This window comes from Pseudarthrobacter sp. J1763 (genome assembly GCF_050490295.1).
Classification (GTDB): Bacteria; Actinomycetota; Actinomycetes; order Actinomycetales; family Micrococcaceae; genus JBNPEO01.
This window is the reverse complement of sequence record NZ_JBNPEN010000007.1, coordinates 13,589-29,409: the sequence shown is the minus strand read 5'-3', so window position 1 is coordinate 29,409 and position 15,821 is coordinate 13,589. Positions and strand designations below refer to the sequence as shown.

The window sequence follows — 15,821 nt, the reverse complement described above, 5'->3', positions numbered from 1 at the left end:
GTAGAACTATGACGTCTCCCACCGCCGCCGAGTCCGCACGACCAACACGTTCGATTAGTCCCGAGATTGCCCGTTCATGGCTCCTCGTAAATGCTATGAAAACGCCGCTTTTTGCTGAGGCTGCGAACTCCCGAGCGGACGCTGTGGTGTTGGATATTGAAGACGCCGTTGACCCTTCTCAGAAGGATGAAGCCCGCGAGAACGTTGTGAAGTGGCTGAACGCTGGAAATAGCGCTTGGGTACGTATCAATGACGCAATTAGTCCGTTCTGGGCCGATGACCTTGCTGGTTTGCGCGGCACCCCCGGCTTGCTCGGTGTGATGCTGGCGAAGACCGAATCCGCTGACCAGGTCACTGAGTCCTTCCACCGGATGGACGGCAAGACTCCTGTGGTGGCTTTGGTTGAATCCGCTCTTGGAATTGAAGAAGCTAACAACATTGCCCGGGCACAGGGTGCTTTCCGCTTGGCTTTTGGTTCCGGCGACTTCCGCCGCGACACCGGTATGGCTGCAACACCGGAAGCAATGGCCTACCCGCGCGCCAAGCTTGTAGTGGCTAGCCGTGTTGGTAACCTGCCGGGCCCCATTGACGGCCCCACCGTAGGCACCAACCACCCAATCTTGCGTGAGCAGACAGGCATCACCGTGACCATGGGTATGACTGGAAAGTTGTGCCTGGCTACTGACCAGACCACGGTTATCAACGAAGTTATTAGCCCCACGCCTTCAGATGTTGCTTGGGCTACGGACTTTATGAACGACTTTGAGGCCAACGGCCGTGTCATCCGTGACGGTTCGGACTTGCCCCGCTTGGGCCGCGCCGAGAAGATCATGAAGCTCGCCACCGCTTTTGGCGTTCAGCCAGCTCTCTAAGCAACTCACCTCCCAAACCATGGTGCCGTCCGGCGTGCAAGCGGAAAATTCGACGCCGGCAGGTCACCCTGAAGTACGTCACACGGAAGTAAGCCGTCCCGAAATACTTCGCGCCGTCGCTTGGGATGCCCCTGGTCACCCACCCGTCTTGCGCTTTAGTACGGGGCAAAACGCCCAAGCCACCGACATTCCTTTGGCACCTGGCGTGCGGTTGGGTTTCCGGGCCATCAACGCCGGCAAGTGGTGTTTGGGATACGTCAAAGTGCACGATGAAACTCACCGCGACGAGATAGTCTGCCAGCAAGGTTCCGCAGCGGAACGCGGATATCAATGTGGGCCATGCTTTGCCCGCGACGAAACCCGGCAGATGCATGACTCGCATCGCGGGGGGCAGGTCCCCGCTGGTCTGAGGAAGTACTTGTCCCAGCCGCACTGGCTGTACGTTGCGACCTTCGCGGGCGGTGGCACCAAAGTTGGCACGGCCTCAAAACTTCGCCAGTGGCAGCGCTTGGCAGAACAGGGGGCAGTAGTCGCCCAATTTGTGGCCACCGCCCAGAACGGCACAGCAGTGCGGATTTTAGAAGACGCCGTAACGCGCGACGCCGGGCTGCCGCAACAAATCCGTTCGGCCGCCAAAAGCGCCGGGCTACTGAGCCCGCTCAGTGACAGCGAACTGACCAAGATCAATACCGAGCATGCTCGCCGGGCGAAGGAAGTGTTGGAGAGCCCTTATGCTCAAACTCATCCACTGACAGCCGGGCAGTTTGATCCGGTGGCGCAAATCTGGGAACGTCCAGCGCTGGCTGACTTGGTGGCATCACCGGCGGAGGGCTTACGGCACGCTTACCCCAACGCATTGCTCGAAGGGGCACATGGCTTTGAACTGTTGTCCCTCTCAGGTGCGTGCGCATTGGTACGGCTTTTGGGAGATCCGGAATCGCCACAATTCGTGGTGGACCTCAACCAGCTCAAAGGCAGAGCGCTTGAATGGGGTGAGTTCGAATCTGTGCAGCCCACGGTCCAAGACTCGCTGTTCTAGATAAGCGATAAGCTTGCACGGTGCTAAACGAATTCTGGGCCACTGCCTCCAACACCTACAAGACCTTGGTTTTTGGTGCCATGGGCATGATCGCTGTAGGCATTGTGATCACTATCGTGGGAAACGTAAAACACAACCCGTCCCTGGCGATGGCGGCGTTGCCGGTCATCGGCGTCGGGCTTTTACTTCATGTGGCCGGGCTGATTTATCGTGCCCGTCAGATACGTAAAACTCTCAAGAAGTAGCTACTCACAAGCCCTCGCCAGATAGGCTAGATGCCATGAGTATTAATCCGGACTTGCAGGGCCGCAGCTACCCGGCCGCCGACGTTTATGAGGTTGGACGCGAGAAAATTCGCGAGTTCGCCCGCGCCGTAAAAGCCACACACGCAGCCCACTTTGAGGTTGAAGCTGCACAGGCCCTAGGGCACAAAGATCTTGTGGCCCCGCCAACATTCGCCATCATTGTTGCGCAGCGAGCCGATGCTCTACTCATCGAAGATCCAGCGTCCGGAATTGACTTCTCCCGTGTGGTGCATGCCGAACAGCGCTTCACCCACCACCGCCCCATCGTTGCCGGTGACCAGCTTCAAGCCGAACTTCACGTGGACTCCGTCCGCGCCATGGGCAGCGGCGCGATGATCAGCACCCGGGCCGAAATTTTCTCCACAGCATCCGGTGAGCGCGAATCCGTCGCCACCACCACCTCATCCATCCTGGTTCGCGGAGAGGGACAGTAAACGTGAGTATCAACGTCGCAGAGCTGGAAAAGGGCCAAGAAATCGGCTCCATTACCGTCAACGTCACCCGCCAAGATCTGGTTAAGTACGCCGGGGCATCAGGTGACTTTAACCCGATTCATTGGAACAACGACTTCGCCACAGCGGTTGAGCTTCCCGGTGTGATCGCACACGGTATGTTCACCATGGGTGCCGCAGTGCAATTGGTGACCGACTGGATTGGCGACCCTGCCGCCGTCGTGGATTACCAAACACGCTTCACAAAGCCGGTCCCCGTTCAAGACACCACTGGTACTGATGAGCCCGGTGCTGCGATTGAGGTCAGTGGTGTGGTGGGTGCTGTAGATCCGGACGCCGGGACCGCACGTATTGATCTGACAGTCATCGCTGGCGGACAGAAAGTCTTGATGAAGTCCCAGGCGGTTGTGAAAATTTCTTGAACGGGGTTGTTGACGCGCCAATCTTGAAATGGCGCAACGGTGTAGTGGTGGCCTACGGGGCCAGCGGAATTGCTTTCTCTTCTTGGGTTTCACGTCTGCCTGCTATTCGTGACGCCTTGGAGCTGACTCCCGCCACTATTGGTCTACTGCTTTTGTGTATGACAGCTGGATCATTTCTGTCCGTCTCGGCGTCCGGACTGATTGTTATTCGGCTCGGTTCCAAGCGCACCATCCATCTGGGCAGCACCATCGTTGGTGTGGGTTTGGCCCTGACCGGCCTAGCCACCACGGTCTTCGATAGCTCTGTGTTGGCCGGCATTGCACTTGCCATTGTTGGCCTTGGGACGGCCAGCTGGAACACCGCGTCCAATGTGGAAGGCGCCTCGGTAGAACGAGCACTAGGCAGGCACATCATGCCGCGCCTTCACGGGTCTTTTAGCCTGGGAACAGTTCTCGGTGCGGGTGTTGGGGCATGGGCCGCAGCCGTTCACTTGCCAGTTTTTTACCATCTGCTGGCTGCCGGGATTGTGGTGGCAGTTTCCGTGAATATTGGCGCCAAATACTTTTTGGCGGATAAAACCCCGGTGGTACCGCTCAGTGTTGAAACCGGACCTATCCAGACGCTGACACCGGACTTGGTTGCCGTTGATCGTGACCTCCTGGATCACGCCGCAGGCGGATCTGCTGGTGGCACTGCCGCTGGAGCTGCTGATGTTCGAAGTGCAAACAGTGCACCGCTGGATAGCCGACGGCTGGTGGCTCAAGCCTGGCGGGATAAGCGAACACTGTTGTTGGGTGTTCTGGTTCTAGGCTTGGCATTAGCCGAGGGTGCTGCGGGGGACTGGGTGGCGCTCGCGCTCGCTGATGGGTATGGCGAATCCAACGCCAACGGCGCTATGGGCTACGGGCTCTTTGTTACCTCCATGACGATTGGCCGTTTCGCTGGAACGTATTTGTTGGACAAATTTGGCAGGGTTCCTGTGCTGCGTGTGAGTGCAGCAATGGCGCTGATTGGCTTGGCACTGTTTGTATTTGCGCCATTCACCTGGCTTGCCTACGTGGCCCTGATTTTCTGGGGCCTTGGTTCATCGCTGGGCTTCCCCGTGGGAATGTCGGCTGCCGCCGATGATCCCAGCAAGGCAGCAGCCCGAGTGTCCGTGGTTTCCACCATCGGTTATGGCGCATTTTTGTGTGGCCCTCCGGTGTTGGGCCTTTTGGCCGAGCACGTGGGTATCCTTCACTCGCTCTTGGCTGTTCTAGTGATGTTGGTGCTGACATACTTCTTGGCACCCGTGGCACGGAAACAAGAGGTCACCGGGCGGTAGGCTGATGAGGTGACTCAAACACAGCTTTCAACCTTGACCACTGCAGCCGTGGGTGGCCCCGCAGGGAAACTTGTAACAGCGGCGACCGAAGCCGAAATCATTGAGGCTGTAAAGGCAGCAGATGCTGCTGGCGAAAAACTCTTGATCATCGGCGGCGGATCAAACTTGCTGATCTCGGACAAGGGCTACGACGGCACGGTCCTGCGGATTGCGTCCGAGGGCTTTGTAGTCAATTCCGAGGACTCCTGCGGGGGAGTGTCGGTGGTTGTCCAGGCCGGCCACAACTGGGATGCGCTCGTGGAACACGCAGTTAAACATGCATGGTCCGGCATTGAGGCGCTCTCTGGAATCCCTGGTGCCACAGGGGCAACGCCCGTACAAAACGTTGGTGCCTACGGGGCAGACGTTTCACAGACGATCGCTGCTGTGCGGACGTGGGACCGTGAGCGGAATGCAGTACAAACATTCACAAATTCTGAGCTGAAGTTTGGCTATAGGGACTCGATCCTCAAGCAGAACACCATTGAAGGATCGCCACGTTATGTGGTGCTTACAGTGGAGTTCCAGTTAGCGATTGGGCGGATGAGCGCACCCATCAAGTACGCAGAATTGGCCAAGCACCTCGGTGTTGAGGTGGGCCAGCGCGCGTACTCAAACGATGTACGCCGCGAGGTACTCAAGCTCCGGGCATCCAAAGGGATGGTTCTAGACCCGTCCGATCCGGACACGTCATCAACAGGATCATTCTTTACGAACCCGATAGTTGATGCTGAAGTTGCGGCAAGCCTGCCCGCCGATGCTCCTCGTTACCCGGCTGGGGAAGACGGCAAGGTGAAACTTTCGGCGGCGTGGCTGATCGATAGGGCAGGCTTTGGCAAAGGCTTTGGACTCGATTCAGAGTCCGAGTCTGGCGGACGGGCTTCGCTTTCCACCAAACACACGCTGGCTATCACCAACCGCGGCGGAGCCTCGGCGTCGGACATTTTGGCGGTGGCCCGTCAAGTGCGCGACGGCGTACAGCGCACCTTCGGTATCGAGCTGCACGCGGAGCCGCTCATTATTGGCGAGGAACTCTGAGCGTTCACGCTGCGGTGCTGGGGCGCTGGTTAGTGGGTTACCGGGTTAGCAGGCTGGCTAGCGCTAGCTCCCATTGCTTGCTTCGTTTCTCCTGCTCGCGAAGCTGAGCATGTTCCCAATTTTGGGCATGCTGTTCCAAGGCTACGTCGGCCAGCTCGTCAGCCCAATCTGGAGGCAGCCAGGGTGTTTCCCAGTTTTGGGTTTCACTCGGATAGTTTTTTCCGTGGGGTGATATCCAGCCGGGCGGTTCGTGTTTAGTGGCAATGGTTGGTTGCCAAGTACTGGAGTGTTTGAGTCTGTGGTGTTTCTTGCACGGCTGCCCGAGGTTGCTGATACCAGTAGTGCCGCCGCTGGCCCAGGAAAGGATGTGGTCCGCGTCGTTGTCCAGGGAACTGTTGTTACATCCTGGGAACGGGCACTTCCCGTCGCGCATTCTCAACCATTGCCGCATAGCCTTAGGAACCCGGTAACTACTGCGTCCGATCTCTAAGGGTGCACCATTGACCGGATCAATCAGAACCCGGTGAAAAGTCTCGGCGCCTTCAGCGACAAGTTCACGTGCCATGGCTGGTGGGATCGGCCCGTAACCGTCCAACACGGCAGGCTCTTCCGTAACCCCCATCAAAGACAACACTGGGACGGTCACAAGAACCTGCGCCTGAATCTGAGCCCGCGGCGACGTGAACCCCTCACCAGCGCCGTCTTCAATCGTGTTGTTTTTGCTTGTGTTGTTGCCGTTGTTGTCGGTGCCGCCAAGGAGCCATGTGGTCGCGGTGTCGGCCCGTAGCTGGGTGAGTGTTCGGGGTTCTTTAGGGTTTTGGAGTGCTCGTCCTGCTTGGGTGGCACGGTTCCAGATTGCTGAAGCTTTGTCTGCTGGCAGGTAGGCGGACAGCCATGCCATACCGTCCCGGTCCGGGGTGAACTCGAGCCTGCGATCAGCAACACCTTTCACATGCCGGATGGTGATACTTGCCGGGTGGTGGCGTTCTCGCCAGGCTTTTACTTTGGCCCTGAAGCGTGCCGGGACTAGTTCACCTGGTGGGCAGCCGCGGGCAGGGTTCATAGCATCGGGGTCCAAAAAGTGTGCTTCCAGTCCGGCGGCTGTTCCACGTTCTAGGCCTTGGACTTCGTTGCAGAGGATGCGTGCGTGTGCCCAAGAAATCTCCCCCAATTGAAGACTTCTCAGCGTGAACGGCAACTCCGTACTCAACTGCCGGGACTCGAGGATCAGCGTCCCGGCCACGGTTTCGCTAACAGTCAACGCGCACGCAACCTCAGCGACCATACTCATCTGGCTAACAGCCCTATCCTGAGGGCTAGCCTCCGGTGCCAGGAGGACGTCAGTGGCATCAGTGATGTCCTGAAGCAACCGGACTTTCAGTGCCGCTACTTGGGCCTCAACCCGGGCAACACTTGTCAGAGCATCCAAGGCAGCATCCACCCGACCACGAACAGCATCACCTACAGAATCCACGGCATCAGCCACAGGAAAAGCAATGGTGCCGGCACTAGGAGCAGCTACATCAACCAAGGAATCAGCCCTAGTGCCAGCACCATTCTGGGGGAATCCCAGCGCGCGCACGGAAGACATCAACACCCGGTAGGCGTCTAGACTTTCCGCACTCAACGCTGAGAATCTCTCCATAGCCACAGCCTTGCAGCAGGGTCTGACAATTTAGCCGCAGAACCAGCCAAAACCAGGCACACGGCAAAAATAATTTCGAGATTTTTATTCAGTGGTTTCGGGAGTGGCTTTGGCCAAGAGGATGTAGGTGAGGCCGGATGCTGCAGCGCCAGTCAAAAACACCTGAGTGAAAGCGATCGACTGGGTGGTTGGCCCATCAACACGTAGCCAACCGGCTAGGGCGAAACCCAAAACTCCAACGGCCATAATGAGGGCGCCGGCCCAAAAGCTGCGGACCATGGCAGGTAGCTCGTTGGCCAAAGACCAGCGGTGGGCTTCTGTGTTCAGTGGTGGCTGGAGGATGGCGGCTATAGCCAGCATTCCCATCGAGAGGGCTGCGCACATGGCTCCAACTAGTTGGAGGAGATTCAGTCCCGCTGAGACTCGGATGGTGCTGGTGAGGGCGACGACCAACGCCGCTCCCATTCCCACGATGGCGAGGATCCACGCGGGTACGGCAAGGCCCTTGCTGAGCGGTCGCAGCAAAGGCCACAATTCGCTGATGGTCATAAATCGAGCTTAAATGCTGCGCCTGAATGGTCGCTGGGAGTTTGCCGGGATCGTGTTCAACTGCGTTGATTAAGCAGCTATTGCTCAACCTGACCCGGGCCAACGCGCCGACTAGGATGAACACGTGATCGGGAGACTGCGTTTACAAGCTCAAGGACTGCTGGCCACTGAGGCTAGCTTCTCGCCAACACCCGCAGACGTTGTCAGGCATACGACTGCAATGCAGGCTCAGGACCTGCCGTCGGCAATGTGGGCCGTGGGCCTTCGAGTTCATATCGGCGGTGGCAAACTCTCGCTCGAATCGGTCCGGGCAGCGATCAACTCGGGGGAGATCGTTCGGTCTTGGCCCATGCGTGGCACCCTCCACCTGGTAATGCCGGAGGACCTTGGCTGGATCCTTGAGCTGACAAGTGATCGACTGCACCGGGCAATGAAGTCCCGATTCCGGGAACTTGAAATTACTGATGCCGATCTTGATCAATGCGCCGAAGTAGCAGTGGAGCTTGTAGCCCAAGCGAGGAACAGTGGTGCCGATGGAGGCACGCGGGCCGAGTTGTTTGACGCGTGGGAACGCGCAGGGCAACGAACCAAGGCTCAGCGTGGAATCACAATGCTCGGAACCCTGTGCCGTATGGCTGTTTTGGTTCAAGGCCCGCTGGAAGGCAATCAGCAACTATTCAGAGAATTTAACGAATGGATCCCGTTCTCGCGGCGGCTGGAACGCGAACAGAGCGTTGCCGAGCTTGCCCAGCGTTACTTCGCAAGTCACGGACCGGCGACCATGGCGGACTTCAGTTCGTGGAGCAAACTACCCATCACCGAAGTCCGACGGGCTATGGAAGTCATTGGGGACAAGCTGGAGAAGCGGGTCATTAACGAGCGGGAGTATTGGTGCGCGCCGGACCTGTTCAGCGGGATCCACAAAGTCCCCGGTGCCAGAAGTGTCCTTGCACTCCCTGGATTCGATGAATTCATCCTGGGGTATGCGGATCGAGACGACGTTTTGGACCCTCAGCACGCGGCAAAAATCGTGCCTGGCGGCAACGGTGTTTTTCTAAAAACCATCGTTGTTGGAGGCCGAGTGTGCGGCACTTGGGCGCACCAGTGCACGGGTCCTAAGGACGTCGTCGAACCTTTAGCCTTTAGTGAGCAAATGCGGCCTGCTGCTCAAAAGTATTTCGAGCAGCAGGCCGCAAAATATCTCAGGTTCTTGGCGTCCTAGAGGTTGCCGGTGGCGATGCTGAGCATACGGCGCAGCGGCTCGGCGGCGCCCCAGAGGAGCTGATCGCCGACTGTGAACGCGCTGATGTATTCCGGGCCCATTTCCAACTTGCGGATACGTCCCACCGGGATGTCCAAGGTGCCGGACGCCGCCACAGGTGTCAGCTCGGCCATGGATGCTTCCTTGGTGTTAGGAACCACCTTGGACCATTCGTTGTCCTCGTCCAGCAGCTTCTCGATCTCGGCTACGGAAAGGTCCTCACGGAGCTTAAGCGTGAGCGCCTGAGAGTGCGAACGCATGGCGCCGATACGGACACACAAGCCATCCATCACGATGTGGCTGTCACCGGATGTGCCAAGGATCTTGTTGGTTTCCTGGCCGGCTTTCCACTCTTCTTTGGACTGGCCGTTGCCAAGATCCGCGTCGATCCAGGGGATCAGCGAACCGGCGAGCGGGACGCCGAATTGAGTGGCGTCAACGCCGGTGCGCTGCTGTTCCAGCACCTTGCGGTCAATGTCCAAAATGGCCGACGCCGGATCGTTCAGTTCTGCGCTGACCGCACCGTTGAGCGTGCCGAACTGCGTGAGGAGCTCGCGCATGTGCCGCGCCCCACCGCCGGACGCTGCCTGGTAGGTCATGGATGTGCCCCATTCAACCAGCCCGTTCTTGAACAGTCCGCCCAGGCCCATGAGCATGCAGGAGACGGTACAGTTACCGCCCACGAAGTCCTTGGTGCCGTTGGCAAGCCCACGGTCGATGACGTCGCGGTTGATCGGGTCCAGCACAATGATCGAGTCCTGGTTCATTCGCAGCGTTGACGCAGCATCGATCCAGAGGCCGTCCCAGCCGCGTTCGCGCAGCTGGGAGTGAACGCGTTGGGTGTAGTCCCCGCCTTGTGCCGTGACAATGATCGGTAGCTTCGCGAGTGTCTCAACATCGTAGGCATCTTCGAGTTTGCCCGCGCTGCCAGACGCCGCGCCGGAAAGTTCCGGGGCACTGGCACCAGCGTTGGAGGTTGAGAAGAAAACTGGGTTGATGTTGGCGAAGTCGCCCTCGTCCTGCATACGTTGCATCAGGACGGAACCGACCATACCGCGCCAACCGACGAGGCCTACTGATTGAGTCATGTCTTCAGTTTAGAGCTTTGGACGGGCCCGACGCCGATTCTTACGTTGGTGAGGTGACTCAAGCGGGTGCGAGAGGCCGGCAGTCTTGCGGGCCTTTTCGGCCCGACGTTCTTTGAAGTAGTAGGTCCACGCGGCCCAGAACGGATACAGTACGGCGAGGTAGACCCACCAGATCTCACCGAATATTTTTCAGTCGACCCCACAAACTTGCTGACCGCGGTGCCACGCTTGAGCAGGTCGTCCAACGGGCCGTTGGTAATCAACCGCTCCGTGCGTAATACCGGGCCATTGACGCGGTGAAGACCTTTTTGGAACGATCGTATAAACGCAGTTTTCTCGTTCTTCAGCATCCAACCGTACTGCGAAGCAAGCTTGGTGACAGTGAAGGGCGCCTTGATCCACTTGTGAATGCCCATGCCGCCCCGTATCAAGCCAACCGAGCCAGCCAAGAGGCCGGCTAAGGACCAATTTCCGCCAGGGATTCCGGGGATGATTGGTGCGTCAGTTCCGCGGCCGGCACCGGTGGAAATGTTGCTGGCCTTTTCCTGTTCGGAGGCCTGAGCATTAACTGTTTTGACTCTTGGTGCAGTGCTGGTGCAGTGCTGGCGCAGTGCTTGCGCAGCGCTTGCGCAGTGCACGTAATCAACGCCCCGTGGCTGCCGTTCCACTCCGACTTGAAGCGCGCACTGTCTGCGCCCTTCCACGATTGGTTCCCATTGATCTCGCTGCTCAGGTTCGAGGACTGACGCATTAGCAGGTCTGAAGCCTTGCCGAACTGTTGCGCAAGAGTTCGCAACTGGGCCACATCTGCACCCCAAAAATTCCCTGCCATCAAATGCCTCCCAAGCCGTGAAACAGCTTAACCCGCCAAAATATCTGTCCCTACCGTAAAGCGAACGTCAAAAATGCGCGAGGGGGTGGACTCCCCACCTAGCTGTCAGCAGAGCCGGGGTTTTGCTCAAGCAGAACAACGCGTTTGCGCGTCCGCAGCGCCCACATGGAACCAAAAACGAAGACCTGCGTCAGGATCACCAAAACGATTGCGCCGATAATCTTCTGCCCACTCAGGATCATGGTCAGCCCCACAATCGCCGAAAGTAGTGCGAACAGCGGCAACAGCATGTAACCCAAAACAAAAAGAGCTTCGGGGCGTTTTAGCACGCTCAAGCTAGACATTTATGCCTCCGTCCGGCGCCACATTGTGAAGCGGTAGCGGGTTTCAGTGCGGCTAGTGAGCCAACCTTCTTGCGGGATCACGGTCGCGAACTTCCAATCCTCGCCCAAGTCCGGCGCCTTTGTGTCGCCGTCGGCCTCCACGTCAATAACCGTGACGATCGCGATGTCTGCGATTTCTGCTGCCTGCGCAAAAATCTCGCCGCCACCAATGATCCAAACTTTTTGACCGCCCGGAGAAAATTGCGATTCTATGATCGCTTGGTCCAATGAATTAACCACAACGGCGCCAGGCGCGCTCCAGTCACTCTGCCGTGTGATCACAATGTTGGTGCGATCCGGCAGCGGGCGGTACTTTTCTGGGAATGACTCCCACGTTTTGCGGCCCATAATTACGGGGTGCCCGGTGGTCATTTTGCGGAAGTGCTCAAGATCTTCGGGCACGTGCCACGGCATACCGCCCTGGTTGCCAATGACGCCATTAGACGCTTGCGCCCAAATTAAGCCGATCCCGGTCATGGACGCGGCGACTTCCTCAGTGAAGATGACCTGCGGAATGCTCGGATTTTCCGGGGTGCTCATACGGCGATCGGTGCCTTAATCGTGGGGTGGTGTTGGTAGTTGGAAATCTCAAAGTCTTCAAGGGTGTAATCGAAGATGCTCTCAGGATGGCGAAGGAGCGTCAGCTGCGGGTACTCATACGGATCCCGGGAAAGCTGCTCTTGAACCTGTTCCACGTGATTGTCGTAAATGTGGCAATCACCGCCAGTCCAAATGAATTCACCAACGTCGAGCCCAGTTTGAGCAGCAACCATATGAGTCAGCAGAGCGTATGAGGCAATGTTGAAAGGGACTCCCAAAAACATGTCAGCCGAACGTTGGTACAACTGGCAGGACAACTTCCCGTCAGCAACATAGAACTGGAAAAACGCGTGGCACGGAGGCAGTGCCATGTTGTGAAGTTCTGAAACATTCCACGCTGAGACAATGTGCCGGCGGCTGTCTGGATTGGTTTTGAGTGCCTCGACTACCTGCGCGATTTGGTCAATGTGTTCGCCACCCGGGGTGGGCCATGAACGCCACTGAACGCCGTAAACCGGGCCCAGTTCGCCAGCTTGATCGGCCCATTCATCCCAAATGGTGACGCCTTGTTCTTGCATCCAACGCACATTCGAATCCCCACGCAGGAACCACAAAAGTTCCACCGCCACGGACTTAAAATGCACTCGCTTGGTGGTGATCAAGGGGAAACCCTTTGCCAAATCAAAGCGAATTTGGCGGCCAAATACGCTGCGAGTTCCAGTGCCAGTACGGTCCGACTTAGCTACACCGCTGGCTAGTACTTCGCGCAGCAAGTCTTCATAGGGCGTGGGGATGCTCATGGCCAAAAGTCTACCGGCGCCAGCGTCAGCGAGTGGCCTCGAACGCGCCCCGCACCAGGGCCGTTAGACGGTCGGCATCGAGCCCGGCAGTTTTCGCTGCACTAATCAAGTGTTCGACGGCGGCACTCACCTGCGGCGGTACGGTCACTGCGGAGGCCGGAAGTTTGGCGACTGTGGTTCCCGAGCGGCGCGCGGTGCTTACCACACCGGCAGACTCAAGCTCCCGGTACGCCCGTGCCACTGTTCCTGCTGCAACACCAAGATCGGCGGCTAGAGCTCGCACCGTGGGCAGCCGCGTGCCAGGCGTTAACTGTCCGGAGCCCACTAGCAAGGTGATCTGCTGCCGGATCTGCTCATAGGGGGGAATCGGAGAGTCTAGATCGACGACGATGCGAGCGGCCATTTACTTAGCCATCCCTCAAGGAAGCCGAACGCGGCAGTCTAAGGGCGCCAGTCGCGGTGAGCTTGGTGCTTGGTGGGATAACGCACAATATGACCGCGACGGCGATGAGCGGGATGCCGATCCACTGGCCAACGGGGACGCTAGTCAGTGCCTGGTAGCCGTTTGGCTGATCTTGGAGCATGCGAATGCTGCCCACCGCGGAAGCTAGGACAACACCAGCGATGCCGAGCCAGCTCGCTGCCAACAACTTGACTGCGCGGTACACGGTGATCTGGCGGAGCGCTTTATCCCGTGCGGGGCTCCCTGCAGTGAGGGACTGGCGCCGCGATGCCACCACAACGCACAACACGGAAACCAACACGATGACTGCACAGCACACACTCGCGCCAATCCAAGCGGGAACCGGGACAACATAGCTGGTCGATAGGTCTGGGTTCGCCTGTGAATCGGTGACGGAAGCGCCGCCCGCCATCTCCCACAAGCGGGGCCCGATAGCCGCCACGGTGATTGCCCCTGCCACGATGATTGCCGCCGCCACAGTGGTCCAAAGAAGCCACGGTGCAGTCCACACCCAGTGGCTGGTCCTCGGCTCCACTGCATTTACCGGGCTCTCGCCCCGATTGCCACAGTAATTGCGCTGTAGCAGCAATTCGCCGGCGCACAGGGCTATCAGAGAACCGACGCCGGCGGCGGTGACGCTCACCCAGGGCTCTTGGTTATTGAACGTCGCGCCCCAGCCTGCAACAACAAGGATGATCGCTACTAGGCCACCCAGCGGCATCGCTGTGCCCACGGACGTCACAAGCCGGGTGGCTCTCGCTTCCGGCGAGGACAATGGTGCCGCACCAGCGCGCCAACCCGACGCCGCGCCGTCGTAAGCATTGAGTGCTGGCGGGTGCCACAAGAACATCACCACAAGAATCGCCATGTTGATGATCCCCGCGATGTTGATCCAGGATCCGGACGTGCCAGTGAAGTTGTCGGTGGGCATGGTGATGCGCGAGTAGGCCGCGGCGGTGACACCAAGTCCGGCTGCAATGGTGGCCACGGTCCGCAAAAGCCGGTTTATGGCGATCCTGCGGAGAACATGGTCCTCATCGGTGCTCAGCGTTTCGATGGCACGGCGTCGAGTGATCAGGGCGAGTACTGCCACGGTTCCGGCAGCTAGCAGGACCAAACCACCGCCCAGCGAGGCGGCTACGAACCACCCTTCTAACCGTCCTGATTGAGCGCCGAACTGGGCTACGCCGTCAGCATCCACACCGGCGTCCATGGGTGAAAAACCGGGCAGCGGGATAAGCAGAGCAATAAATACAGCGCTCGAAACGAAGCAGGCAGCGGTGACCCAGGACAGCACTCGCGGGAGAAAATCGCCAATCCTTCGTACCACCAGAGCCGCCTGGCGGGTGCTACGCCGGGGTCCGGGGTAACTGAGCTGACCCAGAGCATGAATGCCCAAAACGGCGAGGACGGGCAGCAGCAATGCCGGAACTTGTTCGCTGAGCCAGTGACCTAGATACAAATCGTGAAGCTGCGATTGGTCGGGTCCAGGCAACCCGCTTGGCACCGCTAAGTGCCCCGGGATGCTGCCGAACGGGTTCGGCTGCTGGGTGTTTTGGAGGCTACTGAAGACCCAGCCGAGTATGCCCACCCACAGGGCGTGTTGACTGATCGATACGGCATTGCTGCCTTCGCGCGGCGTCCAGACGATCCAGCGTAGCAACGCGTATACGGCGGCTGCGCCCACCATCAGAGCGACTGGCAGCCAGGTTGGCCATGAATAGGAGAACGGCATGTTCACACCCCCAAGGTTTTGTACCAAGTATTTGGTACAAAACCTTGGGGGTCAAGAGTTTTGCCTAATCTTCGTAAGGTTTGTACTGCTCCACGGCAAGAATCTTCGTTGGCTTAGCCACGCTCACGTGACACACAATAGTCTCGACAGGGGTGAGGTACGGATCGTTGGTGGGCAAGCTCAGCGACATTTGCTGTGGCATGTGAGCCGCAAGCTGCTTGAGCACTGTTGGAAGCGCGGGGCGGTGTGTACACAGGGCCACCGGTTTTGGCCGATCGAAAAGTCCTTCAACTACGGCTGCAGTCTTTTTGGGGCTCCGTTCATGCTTGCGTTCCGTCAGGGCCTCAACGAGCTTAACCTTGGCGTCGGTGGCCTTGGCGTATGGGGCAATCGTGGAGACGCAACGCTGCCACGGGCTTGTGACAATTCGCTCGGGCATCCACACCATCAGGAGCCGCTTGACCGCTTGGGCCTGACGCACACCTGTAGCAGCTAGCGTCCTATCACCTTCAGCTTTGGTCCACGACGCGCGGGGTTTTGCCTTAGCGTGGCGCACAATAATCAGTGGCCAAGTTTCCAGCTCGTTGCGTTCGTGCGCAGCCACGAGCTCTTCAAGCGGGACCACATCACTTGGGTTACTCAGCAGTGAGGCAGCTTTTGAAGGACTGCACCACAAAACGCTGTCTACTTCCTTTCCATCCGGAAGCAGCCGCTGTCCGTCCACCTGAATAGCCCAGTAGTGCACTATTTTTAGCCCGGCTGAGACCCGGTAGTGAATGGGCTGAAGAGGTATGCCTAAGGTTGCCTCGAGCCCAATTTCCTCGTAGACCTCACGAATACCGCACTCCGGAACCGTCTCGCCCGCGTCAAGCTTGCCCTTGGGCCAAGACCAGTCGTCGTATCGGGGCCGGTGGATCACTAGAACTTCCAAGCGTCCCTTGTGGATACGCCATGGAATACCACCAGCAGCTACGACGGCGATTTTTTCGCCCACGTGCTCCTGCTGGTCAGCTACAGGTGTGTCGCTCTTCAT

General features: G+C 58.4%; 17 protein-coding genes. 8 read left to right on the top strand and 9 right to left on the bottom strand.

The window, feature by feature from the left end; translation table 11 throughout:
- The first annotated feature begins 8 nt into the window (after positions 1–8).
- The 7 genes from ACQQCD_RS08655 to ACQQCD_RS08625 are packed head-to-tail and all read left to right on the top strand — an operon-like array spanning position 9 to position 5,492.
- Complete coding sequence (locus ACQQCD_RS08655) at positions 9–872, top strand: HpcH/HpaI aldolase/citrate lyase family protein (protein WP_430267988.1); 864 nt, start codon at positions 9–11, stop codon at positions 870–872.
- Between the two features lie 34 nt (positions 873–906).
- Positions 907–1,911 carry a DUF2797 domain-containing protein gene (locus ACQQCD_RS08650; protein WP_430267987.1) on the top strand — a complete coding sequence of 335 codons (1,005 nt, stop codon included), beginning with the start codon at positions 907–909 and terminating at the stop codon, positions 1,909–1,911.
- Between the two features lie 20 nt (positions 1,912–1,931).
- Positions 1,932–2,156: a DUF3188 domain-containing protein gene (locus tag ACQQCD_RS08645; RefSeq protein ID WP_430267986.1), complete on the top strand. Its 225-nt coding sequence runs from the start codon at positions 1,932–1,934 to the stop codon at positions 2,154–2,156.
- A gap of 35 nt (positions 2,157–2,191) precedes the next feature.
- Positions 2,192–2,650, top strand: a complete 459-nt coding sequence (locus tag ACQQCD_RS08640; protein WP_430267985.1) for an FAS1-like dehydratase domain-containing protein — start codon at positions 2,192–2,194, stop codon at positions 2,648–2,650.
- 2 nt (positions 2,651–2,652) lie between these two features.
- Positions 2,653–3,090, top strand: coding sequence for a MaoC family dehydratase (locus tag ACQQCD_RS08635; RefSeq protein ID WP_430267984.1), 438 nt, complete (start codon positions 2,653–2,655; stop codon positions 3,088–3,090).
- 20 nt (positions 3,091–3,110) lie between these two features.
- Positions 3,111–4,415: an MFS transporter gene (locus tag ACQQCD_RS08630; RefSeq protein ID WP_430268122.1), complete on the top strand. Its 1,305-nt coding sequence runs from the start codon at positions 3,111–3,113 to the stop codon at positions 4,413–4,415.
- 9 nt (positions 4,416–4,424) lie between these two features.
- Positions 4,425–5,492 carry a UDP-N-acetylmuramate dehydrogenase gene (locus ACQQCD_RS08625; RefSeq protein ID WP_430267983.1) on the top strand — a complete coding sequence of 356 codons (1,068 nt, stop codon included), beginning with the start codon at positions 4,425–4,427 and terminating at the stop codon, positions 5,490–5,492.
- Positions 5,493–5,529: 37 nt separating this feature from the next.
- On the opposite strand, the gene ACQQCD_RS08620 is transcribed toward ACQQCD_RS08625, so the two are convergent.
- Complete coding sequence (locus ACQQCD_RS08620) at positions 5,530–7,137, bottom strand: DUF222 domain-containing protein (protein WP_430267982.1); 1,608 nt, start codon at positions 7,135–7,137, stop codon at positions 5,530–5,532.
- An 84-nt stretch (positions 7,138–7,221) separates the two neighbouring features.
- Positions 7,222–7,686, bottom strand: a complete 465-nt coding sequence (locus ACQQCD_RS08615) for a hypothetical protein (RefSeq protein WP_430267981.1) — start codon at positions 7,684–7,686, stop codon at positions 7,222–7,224.
- A gap of 124 nt (positions 7,687–7,810) precedes the next feature.
- Between ACQQCD_RS08615 and ACQQCD_RS08610 the strand changes: the two genes are divergently transcribed.
- Positions 7,811–8,908: a winged helix DNA-binding domain-containing protein gene (locus tag ACQQCD_RS08610; RefSeq protein ID WP_430267980.1), complete on the top strand. Its 1,098-nt coding sequence runs from the start codon at positions 7,811–7,813 to the stop codon at positions 8,906–8,908.
- Here the strand turns inward: ACQQCD_RS08610 and asd are convergent.
- From asd to ACQQCD_RS08575, 7 genes are all read right to left on the bottom strand, one after another.
- Positions 8,905–10,035: an aspartate-semialdehyde dehydrogenase gene (asd, locus tag ACQQCD_RS08605; RefSeq protein ID WP_430267979.1), complete on the bottom strand. Its 1,131-nt coding sequence runs from the start codon at positions 10,033–10,035 to the stop codon at positions 8,905–8,907. The genes ACQQCD_RS08610 and asd overlap by 4 nt on opposite strands.
- A gap of 930 nt (positions 10,036–10,965) precedes the next feature.
- Positions 10,966–11,196: an NF038396 family protein gene (locus ACQQCD_RS08600; RefSeq protein WP_430268121.1), complete on the bottom strand. Its 231-nt coding sequence runs from the start codon at positions 11,194–11,196 to the stop codon at positions 10,966–10,968.
- 15 nt (positions 11,197–11,211) lie between these two features.
- Positions 11,212–11,790: a dihydrofolate reductase gene (locus ACQQCD_RS08595; protein WP_430267978.1), complete on the bottom strand. Its 579-nt coding sequence runs from the start codon at positions 11,788–11,790 to the stop codon at positions 11,212–11,214.
- Positions 11,787–12,590 (bottom strand): thymidylate synthase, encoded by an 804-nt coding sequence (locus ACQQCD_RS08590; protein ID WP_430267977.1) that lies wholly within the window; start codon positions 12,588–12,590, stop codon positions 11,787–11,789. The genes ACQQCD_RS08595 and ACQQCD_RS08590 overlap by 4 nt, the downstream gene beginning before the upstream one ends.
- Before the next feature lie 25 nt (positions 12,591–12,615).
- Positions 12,616–12,993 (bottom strand): GntR family transcriptional regulator, encoded by a 378-nt coding sequence (locus tag ACQQCD_RS08585; protein WP_430267976.1) that lies wholly within the window; start codon positions 12,991–12,993, stop codon positions 12,616–12,618.
- Between the two features lie 4 nt (positions 12,994–12,997).
- Positions 12,998–14,788, bottom strand: coding sequence for a hypothetical protein (locus ACQQCD_RS08580; protein WP_430267975.1), 1,791 nt, complete (start codon positions 14,786–14,788; stop codon positions 12,998–13,000).
- A gap of 64 nt (positions 14,789–14,852) precedes the next feature.
- Positions 14,853–15,821, bottom strand: coding sequence for an NUDIX hydrolase (locus ACQQCD_RS08575; RefSeq protein ID WP_430267974.1), 969 nt, complete (start codon positions 15,819–15,821; stop codon positions 14,853–14,855).

What these genes read in the sequence shown, in the direction of transcription:
- ACQQCD_RS08575 (WP_430267974.1), bottom strand. Translation starts at nt 15,821, where the DNA reads ATGAAGAGCGACACACCTGTAGCTGACCAGCAGGAGCACGTGGGCGAA.
- ACQQCD_RS08585 (WP_430267976.1), bottom strand. Translation starts at nt 12,993, where the DNA reads ATGGCCGCTCGCATCGTCGTCGATCTAGACTCTCCGATTCCCCCCTAT.
- ACQQCD_RS08590 (WP_430267977.1), bottom strand. Translation starts at nt 12,590, where the DNA reads ATGAGCATCCCCACGCCCTATGAAGACTTGCTGCGCGAAGTACTAGCC.
- asd (WP_430267979.1), bottom strand. Translation starts at nt 10,035, where the DNA reads ATGACTCAATCAGTAGGCCTCGTCGGTTGGCGCGGTATGGTCGGTTCC.
- ACQQCD_RS08620 (WP_430267982.1), bottom strand. Translation starts at nt 7,137, where the DNA reads ATGGAGAGATTCTCAGCGTTGAGTGCGGAAAGTCTAGACGCCTACCGG.
- ACQQCD_RS08615 (WP_430267981.1), bottom strand. Translation starts at nt 7,686, where the DNA reads ATGACCATCAGCGAATTGTGGCCTTTGCTGCGACCGCTCAGCAAGGGC.
- ACQQCD_RS08595 (WP_430267978.1), bottom strand. Translation starts at nt 11,790, where the DNA reads ATGAGCACCCCGGAAAATCCGAGCATTCCGCAGGTCATCTTCACTGAG.
- ACQQCD_RS08655 (WP_430267988.1), top strand. Translation starts at nt 9, where the DNA reads ATGACGTCTCCCACCGCCGCCGAGTCCGCACGACCAACACGTTCGATT.
- ACQQCD_RS08640 (WP_430267985.1), top strand. Translation starts at nt 2,192, where the DNA reads ATGAGTATTAATCCGGACTTGCAGGGCCGCAGCTACCCGGCCGCCGAC.
- ACQQCD_RS08580 (WP_430267975.1), bottom strand. Translation starts at nt 14,788, where the DNA reads ATGCCGTTCTCCTATTCATGGCCAACCTGGCTGCCAGTCGCTCTGATG.